General features: G+C 30.6%; 6 protein-coding genes. 4 read left to right on the top strand and 2 right to left on the bottom strand.

Annotated features, from left to right (window positions below):
* Window positions 1-1,418: proline--tRNA ligase (gene proS, locus V7056_RS19325; RefSeq protein WP_499704021.1), on the top strand; the 1,418-nt coding region annotated here is incomplete at its 5' end.
* Window positions 1,419-1,459: 41 nt separating this feature from the next.
* Here the strand turns inward: proS and V7056_RS19320 are convergent.
* Together V7056_RS19320 and V7056_RS19315 are read right to left on the bottom strand one after the other, a co-directional pair.
* On the bottom strand, window positions 1,460-1,615 hold the full coding sequence (locus V7056_RS19320) for a hypothetical protein (RefSeq protein WP_499704020.1): 156 nt from the start codon (window positions 1,613-1,615) through the stop codon (window positions 1,460-1,462).
* Window positions 1,616-1,617: 2 nt separating this feature from the next.
* A complete protein-coding gene (locus V7056_RS19315; RefSeq protein WP_499704019.1) occupies window positions 1,618-2,862 on the bottom strand; it encodes a helix-turn-helix domain-containing protein in 1,245 nt (414 codons plus the stop codon).
* Between the two features lie 206 nt (window positions 2,863-3,068).
* Here V7056_RS19315 and V7056_RS19310 point away from each other — a divergent pair, with 206 nt between their 5' ends.
* The 3 genes from V7056_RS19310 to V7056_RS19300 form a co-directional block, all read left to right on the top strand.
* Window positions 3,069-4,337, top strand: coding sequence for an ATP-grasp domain-containing protein (locus V7056_RS19310; RefSeq protein ID WP_499704018.1), 1,269 nt, complete (start codon window positions 3,069-3,071; stop codon window positions 4,335-4,337).
* A 675-nt stretch (window positions 4,338-5,012) separates the two neighbouring features.
* Window positions 5,013-5,642, top strand: coding sequence for a hypothetical protein (locus V7056_RS19305; RefSeq protein ID WP_499704017.1), 630 nt, complete (start codon window positions 5,013-5,015; stop codon window positions 5,640-5,642).
* 341 nt (window positions 5,643-5,983) lie between these two features.
* The coding region (locus tag V7056_RS19300; RefSeq protein WP_499704016.1) for a hypothetical protein at window positions 5,984-6,360 on the top strand (377 nt) is incomplete at its 3' end.

Here is a 6,360-nt window from a genome sequence, read left to right as displayed (position 1 = left end):
TTGTAGAAGCGATTACAGATATGGATGTTGATTTTTCGCAATGGTATACAGACATTGTAAAAAAAGCCGAATTAGTAGACTATTCAAGCGTTAAAGGCTGTATGATTTTAAGACCATACGGTTATGCGATTTGGGAAAACATCCAAAAAGAATTAGATACACAATTTAAACAAACAGATCACGAAAATGTATATATGCCAATGTTTATTCCAAAGTCATTATTACAAAAAGAGGCTGATCATGTAGAAGGTTTTGCACCAGAATTAGCTTGGGTTACACATGGCGGACATGATGAATTAGCAGAGCCACTTGCCGTACGTCCAACCTCAGAAACATTATTTTGTGAACATTATTCGAAGGTCATTGAAAGCTATAATGATCTTCCAAAACTATATAATCAATGGTGTTCTGTTGTACGTTGGGAAAAGACAACAAGACCATTCTTAAGAACCACAGAATTTTTATGGCAAGAAGGTCATACAGCTCATGCAACGGCTGAGGAAGCACAAGAAGAAACAATACAAATGCTAAACGTTTATGCAGATTTCTTAGAAAACTTCTTGGCAATTCCAGTTATAAAAGGCCAAAAAACAGAAAAAGAAAAATTTGCAGGAGCAAAGGCAACATATACAATTGAGAGTTTAATGCATGACGGAAAAGCACTTCAAAGTGGTACATCACATAACTTTGGAGATGGATTTGCAAAAGCTTTTAACATCCAATACACAGATAAAAATTCTAAAAGACAATATGTTCACCAAACTTCATGGGGAATGACTACTAGGGTAATCGGTGCACTGATCATGGTACATGGTGATAACAGTGGATTAGTTTTACCACCAAAAGTAGCACCAACACAAGTAATGGTTATTCCAATCGCACAACATAAAGAGGGCGTAATAGAAAAAGCGAAAGAGCTTCAAAAACGAATTTCCAAAGTTGCCCGCGTGAAAATCGATATATCTGACAAAATGCCAGGATGGAAATTTAATGAATATGAAATGAAAGGAATCCCAGTTCGCGTTGAAATTGGACCAAAAGATATCGAAAAAAACCAAGCGTTAGTAGTAAGAAGAGATACACGTGAAAAAATATTCGTTTCATTGGATTCTTTAGAAGAAACGATCACTGCATTATTAGAAGAAATTCAACAATCTTTATATGAAAAAGCACTTGAAAATCGCGCTGAAAAAACATACAAAGCAGCAACATTAAACGAACTAAAACAATTAAGCAATGAAAAACAAGGCTTTATTAAAGCAATGTGGTGTAAAGACCTAGCTTGTGAAGAAAAAATTAAAGAAGAGGCTGGCTTAACTTCACGATGTATGCCATTTGAACAAGAGCAAATCACAGAAGAGTGTGTATGCTGTGGTAAGAAAGCAGAAACAATGGTTTATTGGGGTAAGGCATATTAAAAAAGAAAAAACACGAATCGATTGATTCGTGTTTTGCTTTTTCAGCCTCCAGGTAAAATACGATTACTTAAAGGATAAACAAAATCATTTTCATAATTTGAAAGTGATGCAGTTGAACTTGAACTTGAATCATTTGATAAGAATGTAAATGAGGTAACAATTACAGATAAGGCAACAATTAAAATTAATTTTTTCATTCTTAGTCCTCCAATGTATAGTTAATTTGATAAATACTTAAAAACTCTAGTAAAGAATTCCCATCTTTTTTAGAAATCAAATATTGAATATATTCCTTTGACAAAGGAACGAAAAATTCTTTATTTTTGACTTCATATAAATATGGTAAAACACTATCTCTTAAATAATTAAAATATAATAATTCATCATTATTTAACTTATAGTGGTATAGAGAAAATAACAGTAAATAATAATCTAAGTTTTTAATTTTAGCTTCTTCAATACCTTCTTTAATAATCCCTTTAATAGTAATATCATCTGCTAAATTTCCCGCATATAGACATCTCATATAACCAAAAAGAGCAGTTAGATAGTTTACGTTTTCTTTTGGTGCTAAGATCAGAGCGCGTTCGTAAAAATTGCGTGCTTCACTATATTTCTTAAATTTATATAGTTGATAAGCAAAATTATGTAATAAAAACGCTTCCCTTTCTTGATCTTTTATGACTCTAACTGAGTCTAGTAAGTTTTCATATCTAGATTCTATTTCGCTGAAAAGAAGATGAGTTTCTTCTTCAAGAAGTATTAAAGCAATCATCTCTGTGTCTAGTAATCTTTGATAATTATTTGTATGAACAAAAAATTCCTTTGCTTTTTGACAATGATGATATGAAGAAATATGTGCGTTCAGATGACAATATGCTAATGCAAGATGATAATGAATTTCGGGATTATTATATGATTCTAAAGATACCTTTTTTAAAAACTCAATTGACTTATGTAGTTCATATGTCTGTATATAGTATATGCCAAGAGTATGATTTAGTAAATTCTTCTCAAGTTGGGGTATTTTTTGATTTTGAATTTCTTTTGAGAATAATATTTTTTTAGCATCTTCTAATTGATGATCTAGTAGTAATTGTCTAGTTTTTATTAATAAATATCGAATATGTAATGGTGTAATGTAATTAAATTCTTGCTTTTCAAGTTCACTAATAATGGCATGCGCTTTTTCTTTATCTTGAAAAATAATCAGTTTTAGCAAGGATTCAAGCATCTTTTCAACCTTTTGAAGCATCCCAATTTCTTCATCAATATCAAATCCCATTCGAGCGCAAAGTAGGGAAATAGTCTCATCAGAAACTTCCGTAAGACCTCTTTCAATTTTACTTAAATGAGTCTTCGAACAGATTCCATGACCAAGTTCTTCTTGTGTGAGTCCTTTTTTTTGACGAAAATATTGAATAATTGATCCTTTATCGAACATATATTCCACTCCAAAACCCCAATTTACAGAAATTTAATTATATTTTAGTCTAATTATTAATAAATGTCATGAGCTATTTGTATATTTTTCTACAAAAATATTGTTTTTTCGCCAATATTCATAATATTTTGGGTTGAAACGTATATAAATAGATTAATATGACTAAATATTCAGTATCTAATTTGTTTTACGAAGGAGGATTTTTAATGGGAAATTTAGTCGAAGCAAAAAAACATATACTAATAATAGGTACATCTAATTATTCCTCTAAATTAAGTGAAATACAATCTACTATTCGAACTAGTGTAATTTGTAGGGCATCTGAGTTACCGTTTTTACATAGAGCACATTGTCATGAATCCATTATTGTGATGAAGGATGATTCTACCCCAGAAATGTGGATAGAATATGCAAAAAATCTTCATAACTTAAATCCAATTCACCATGTTTCCTCTTTTGAAGAATTGGATCAAGAAAAAGCATGTGCAATTGCAGCAGCACTTAATATTCAATTTCATCATCCTTGCACAATTGATTGGGTAAATAATAAATATAAAATGAGAAAAAGATTAGAGGCTTTACAGTTTGAAGACATACCTTGTGAACTGATCCAATCAGTGGAGGAAATTAAATCATTTGCGAGTAAGGTAGGTTATCCATTAATCATAAAGCCTTCAAAAGGGAAAGCAAGTACAGGAATTTCTGTTATTTATACTGAAGATGACATAGAGGAAGCAATGGAGTTTTCAGAATCAGCTGCAGCTCCTCGTCTTGATGATTCGACTCTTATGGTTGAACCGCTTTTAATTGGTCAAGAATTTAGCGTTGAGGTTATTTCGGAAAATGGTGAACATTTTATGATTGGTATTGTAGAAAAGCATGTAGACCAAGATAGCAAGGTTGAGATTGGTCATGTTTTTCCTGCGGATTTACCAATTCATATCGAAAATAAAATTAAGCAATATACATTTAAATTTTTAGATGCATTAAATATTGAATATGGTATTACACACACAGATATCATTTATACAATTGATGGACCTAAAATCATTGAAACACAATTAAGACCACCTAGTGATAAATTACCAGAATTAATCTATGATTCGATTGGAATTGATTGCATTCAATATTTAGTGGAACAAGAAGCAGGAATATCAATCAAAGAAAAGTTAGTGAATCACTTAAATTCTGTGAACGAGGAAAGGAAAACCTCCGCAATTTGGTATTCATTTGTTAATTTTGATGGAGTCCTTGAAACAATTCAAAATAAAGATGAAATTAAAAATATGGAAGGGGTTGCTGAATTCAGTCAGCTCATTTCTGATGGAATTCATGTTAGTAAACTGAAAAGCTCCTATTCTAGAATTGCCTTTGTTAGAACCATTCATTCTCACGCGGATCAGGCCTTACTAACAGCTCAAAAAGCCATTAAGAATCTATTAATGTTTTTAAGTGTTCGAGGTATCGTCCGCTAAAAGGTAAAAACTAAGTAAAAATTCAGCAATATAATTTAATAATCTAACCAGAAAAGTCTTATCTATTTAATATAGGTAGGGCTTTTCATTTATGTTTAAACAAAAAATGAATACTTTAGGAGTTTTTATTCAACTAATGGCTGTATTTGTTCAACAACGCTTAGTAGCTGATTAGTTTATTAGCTACTTTTTCAGAATTTGGCAGAATAGTTGAGTATGAAATGAAATAATTATGATCATATTTAGTGATTTCAAAGGAGGTTACCATGGAAGGTTTCTTTGAAAAATTATATACTTCAATAGAAAATGGTATTAATCAATTAAATAAATCATCAAATTAAAATCAATCTTATGTATTGGAAGAGGAAGGACATTATTGTTCTTCCTTTTGCTGTTTATTTTTAAGAAAAGAAGTTAGCTAATTTTTTCTTATGTAATGAAAGCCTGTATTTAGTTGAAGATCGTGAGCTACTGCTAATACGGCTTTTTTGTTTTTGGAATGCAAATTTTGAGGATTTATCTGATGGGAATTAGCAAAAAAGTAATTCATTTACTCTAATTATTTTATCTGATTCTAAATAAATTGATTTGTTTTACTTGTACAAATAAAAGACCTAATAATGAATACAGATGTTATAATTTAGATTCATCTAGAAAGTAAATCACGGAGGCTTTATGAAAAAAATTATATTTATTATCTCACTGTTTATTGGCGCATTTTGTTTAGGTCTATATGATGCACCATCATATGTATTTGGAATCTTTTATGTTGGACTTCTTCTCACTTTTTTTTTCACTATATTTTATCCATTTTATTTTTCTAAAAACCTAAAACGTATTGAACGTTATTTAAGCAAGCAGTCAAAAAAATCAATCCTTTATTTTCTTTATTCAGTTACAAACCATAAGCATGATGAGATCGAACTGTCTTATCAGTATGTTATGAAGAAGCGAATTAACCCCTCAAAAAAAGCCATTTATCAAGTGGTTTACGGCTTCTCAAATAAAGATATGCAATTTATTAAGGAACGAATTGATTTCATTAAAATACCAGAGTGGAATTCCTATTATAAAACACTTCTATTTATTGAAGAAAATGAATTAGATAAAGCAAATGTAATAAAGGCTTCAATACGTTCTCAGAGACTTAAAAACGTACTTGATTTCGAACTATTACTGAAAGAAAACAAACGTGAAGAAGCGAAATCTTTATTATCTCATTTGATATTAAATTCAAGAGGCTATCATTACTATATCTTGACTAAACGATATGAAGAAACATTTAATAAGAAAGATATAGTATAAATATGCTAAAAGGGACAACAAATCGTTCCTTTTTGTTTGGTTCTGTTAATATTAATTTTTTGATTTTAGCTAATTTCTTTTAGAGTATCAAAAGAAGTAGCACGTGAGTTAGAGTATGATTGAAATGTAAGGTGCAAACTCCTATGGGAGATACGGGAAACTTGAGACCCCGCAGGAAGCCCACAGTATGTGGGTCATGCATGGGTTAAGACAGGACGTCGTGATTTTAGTATGCCAACCTTTTTCAAGGAGGCTCAAGTCACGCCCCGCGGAAAGCGAGGTACTTGTAATGGAAATTTTTTACAGAGTCTTTAGTTTAAATAGAAAGAGAAGATGACAAGATGGTAAAAGAATCTCTTAAATCATTTGATTGGATTAAGCTAAATATTGATGAACTTGGAAGTACGTCACCTCATTGGAAAGGACATTTCGTATCTCATTGTATTCCGAAAAGGTATAGTCATTATTGTAAAATATTACATCCGATATATCGTGATAAATATATAAACGATGATAAGCTTTTATGGAGTCAATGTCATGATAATAATGAAATTAATATTGGTACGAGATTGTTATATAAGGATTTAGCGAAAAAGTTTCATGTCAAATATACAAAAGAAATAAGTACAAATACGTTTATCAATTTACTTAATGGGGATTTCCCAAGATATATAATATCTCCGGATGATGGAGATATGGAAATTAAATTAGTTGAAGA

The organism is Bacillus sp. JJ664, assembly GCF_036962205.1.
GTDB lineage: Bacteria > Bacillota > Bacilli > Bacillales > Bacillaceae_G > Gottfriedia.
Note: the sequence above shows the minus strand (reverse complement) of the source record. Positions and strands in the feature narration are given on the sequence as shown.

Bases quoted from the DNA above. Each gene is read 5' to 3' on its own strand.
- V7056_RS19320 (WP_499704020.1), bottom strand. From the start codon at position 1,615: ATGAAAAAATTAATTTTAATTGTTGCCTTATCTGTAATTGTTACCTCA.
- V7056_RS19310 (WP_499704018.1), top strand. From the start codon at position 3,069: ATGGGAAATTTAGTCGAAGCAAAAAAACATATACTAATAATAGGTACA.
- V7056_RS19315 (WP_499704019.1), bottom strand. From the start codon at position 2,862: ATGTTCGATAAAGGATCAATTATTCAATATTTTCGTCAAAAAAAAGGA.
- V7056_RS19305 (WP_499704017.1), top strand. From the start codon at position 5,013: ATGAAAAAAATTATATTTATTATCTCACTGTTTATTGGCGCATTTTGT.